The sequence below is a fragment of the Mesorhizobium sp. M1A.F.Ca.IN.020.06.1.1 genome, from assembly GCF_004023265.1.
GTDB lineage: Bacteria > Pseudomonadota > Alphaproteobacteria > Rhizobiales > Rhizobiaceae > Mesorhizobium.
In genome coordinates this window covers 1-2,904 of record NZ_RZSR01000777.1, presented here as the reverse complement: position 1 = coordinate 2,904, position 2,904 = coordinate 1, and the positions used below count along the sequence as shown (strand labels likewise).

At 64.4% G+C, this 2,904-nt stretch carries 4 protein-coding genes; 3 read left to right on the top strand and 1 reads right to left on the bottom strand.

Going from position 1 to position 2,904, the window contains the following annotated elements; all coding sequences use genetic code 11:
* From EOA60_RS26765 to EOA60_RS26755, 3 genes are all read left to right on the top strand, one after another.
* A partial coding sequence (locus tag EOA60_RS26765) for an IMP dehydrogenase (protein ID WP_206628259.1) occupies positions 1-692 on the top strand: 692 nt, incomplete at its 5' end.
* Positions 693-735: 43 nt separating this feature from the next.
* Complete coding sequence (locus EOA60_RS26760) at positions 736-1,284, top strand: hypothetical protein (RefSeq protein WP_245322393.1); 549 nt, start codon at positions 736-738, stop codon at positions 1,282-1,284.
* A 14-nt stretch (positions 1,285-1,298) separates the two neighbouring features.
* Positions 1,299-1,718, top strand: coding sequence for an MAPEG family protein (locus EOA60_RS26755; protein ID WP_067000646.1), 420 nt, complete (start codon positions 1,299-1,301; stop codon positions 1,716-1,718).
* 105 nt (positions 1,719-1,823) lie between these two features.
* Here the strand turns inward: EOA60_RS26755 and rnd are convergent.
* Positions 1,824-2,904, bottom strand: a 1,081-nt coding sequence (gene rnd / locus EOA60_RS26750) for a ribonuclease D (protein WP_128312162.1), incomplete at its 5' end; no start/stop codon positions are given.

Sequence of the window (2,904 nt, the reverse complement as noted above, 5' to 3'; positions counted from 1 at the left end):
CGGTGACGCGGGCGAAGAAGCTCTCCAATTCGGTGCGCATCCTGGCCGGCAACGTGGCCACCGCCGAGGGCACGCAGGCGCTGATCGATGCCGGCGCCGACGCCGTCAAAGTCGGTATCGGCCCCGGCTCGATCTGCACCACCCGCATCGTCGCCGGCGTCGGCGTGCCGCAGCTGTCGGCGATCATGTCGGCGGTGGAGACGGCTGAGAAGTCGGGCGTAAGCGTCATCGCCGATGGCGGCATCAAATATTCGGGCGATCTCGCCAAGGCGCTCGCCGCCGGCGCAAGTGCCGCCATGATCGGCTCGCTGCTTGCCGGCACCGACGAGAGCCCGGGCGAGGTCTATCTGCACCAGGGCCGCTCCTTCAAGGCTTATCGCGGCATGGGTTCGGTCGGCGCCATGGCGCGTGGCTCGGCCGATCGCTACTTCCAGGCCGAGGTGCGCGACACCTTGAAACTGGTTCCGGAGGGCATCGAAGGACAGGTTCCCTACAAAGGACCTGTGGCTGGCGTGCTGCACCAGCTTGCGGGCGGCCTGAAAGCCGCTATGGGTTATGTCGGTGGGCGCGATCTTGCCGAGTTCCGCGAACGCGCCACCTTTGTGCGCATATCAAACGCCGGACTTCGTGAAAGCCACGCCCATGACGTCACGATCACCCGCGAAAGCCCGAACTATCCGGGCGGACTTTGATCAGGCAGACGAGCGGCCGGATCGCTTGGGACTATGGCGCAACCTGATCGTCACGGTGTTGCGCCTGTCGCGTCACGCGGCGGCGCTCTCGATTGGGTCCGCGGCGATCTTCATCGCCATGACGGCGCTCGAGTTCTTTTATTTCCGCCACCTGAGCGGCGGGCTTCCTTCGCTCGACATGCGTGTTACCGGCTTCACGCCGGATGAGGGCATGGCATGGCTGACGGCGCTCGGCCGGCGCGGCAGCGAGATCATCATCGTTTGGCATTATCTGACGTTTGATCTGCTCTTCCCGGCGCTGCTGTCGCTCACCTTGCTCAGCCTGATCCTGGCCTTCGGCAGGCGGCTGAGCACTTTCCGCTCCATGCCCGCGCAATTGAAGGCGCTGTCGGCACTGGTCCTGGTGTTGCCCTATACGATCGCCGACTACGCGCAGAACTTCGCCGTGGCGCGGCTTTTGTCGGATTTCCAGTCGGCCAATCCCGACTCGCTGGCCTTCGCCTCGTCGCTGACCGTGACAAAGTTCACGCTTCTGGCGATCCCCTTCGCGGTCGTTGCGGTCCTGGCGCTTGCCGGGCAGCGGCGGCGTTAAACGGTAGGGGCAAGATGAACCAGACCGCCATCTTCTGGCCGATGCTGGCGCAGGTGCTGCTGGTCTACATCGTCTATCTGGTAATGCTGAAGCGGCGTTATCTTGCCGTGAAGTCCGGCGAGGCCAAGATCAGCCAGTACAAGGTCCGCTCGACCGAGCCGGCCTCAAGCGTTACCGTCGCCAACAACCTCATCAACCAGTTCGAGCTGCCGGTCCTCTTTCACGTGCTATGCTTGGCGCTGTTCGTTACCAATGGCGTGAATTACCTGACGCTGACGCTGATGTGGCTCTTCGTCGTCACGCGCTATGTGCATGCCTGGGTGCATCTCACCAGAAACTATCTGCTGCACCGCAGCCGCGCCTTCTTCCTGGGCGCGGGCATTCTTCTCGTCGCCTGGATCTGGTTCGCGCTGCACCTGCTTGGGGCGGTGTAGACTGATGCTTGTCGCTCAGAAGTGTGCGCGGTTCTGGGACAACGACACGCCATCAACTCAAGTATTTGAAGCACGTTGCCGGAAACCGTTTCAGCGCGACGCGCTTTAGAGGTCGAACACCGCTATCCTGCGCTTGTCGAACTTGATGCCGATCTCGCCGCGCACCAGTCTAAGCGCCTGCTCGCCGAACACGGCACGCCGCCAGCCTTGCAACGCCGGCACGTCGGCGGCATCGCCCTCGGCGGCGATGCGGTCGATGTCGTCGCTGGAGGCGAGCACCTTGGAGGCGACGCCTTCCTTCTCGGCGACGATCCTGAGCAGCACCTTGAGCAGTTCCGCCGCAGCGCTCGAGCCCTCCGGCGGCTGGAACGTCTTCGGCAGCTTGGGCATCGCTTCCTTCGGAAGGGAAAGGGCGGTGTTGACGGCGCTGAGCAGCGCGGTTGCCGTCGCCGAACGCTCCCAGCCCTTCGGCGTCGTCCGCAGCCGCCCCAACGCAGTCGCGTCGCGCGGCGCCTGTTGCGCGATTTCGTAGATCGCATCGTCCTTGAGCACGCGGCCGCGCGGCACGTCGCGCTCGCGCGCCTCGCGTTCGCGCCATGCCGCCACCGCCTGCACGATCGCCAGCTCCTGCGGCTTGCGCAGCCGCATCTTCAGCCGCTTCCAGGCATCCTCCGGATGCGGATCGTAGGTCTGGCGCGAGGTGAGGACGTCCATCTCCTCGTTGAGCCAGTGGGCGCGGTCCTCGCGCTTCAGCTCGGCGCTGAGGTGCTCATATACCTTGATCAGGTGGGTGACGTCGGCGAGCGCGTATTCGAGTTGCTTGTCGGAGAGCGGCCGGTGCCGCCAGTCGGTGAAACGCGAGGATTTGTCGAGCCGCGCGCCGGTGATGCGCTGCACCAGCTGATCGTAGGAGACGCTGTCGCCGAAGCCGCAGACCATGGCCGCCACCTGCGTGTCGAACACCGGATGCGGCACCAGGTCGCCCAGATGAACGATGATTTCGATGTCCTGGCGTGCGGCGTGAAAAACCTTGACCACCGCTTCGTTGGCCATCAGCCGGAAGAAGGGTTTGAGGTCGATGTCGGGCGAAAGCGGATCGATCAGCGCCGTCACGCCTGGCGCGGCCATCTGGATGAGGCAGAGGATCGGCCAGAAGGTCGTTTCGCGGATGAATTCGGTGTCGACG

Bases quoted from the DNA above. Each gene is read 5' to 3' on its own strand.
- EOA60_RS26755 (WP_067000646.1), top strand. From the start codon at position 1,299: ATGAACCAGACCGCCATCTTCTGGCCGATGCTGGCGCAGGTGCTGCTG.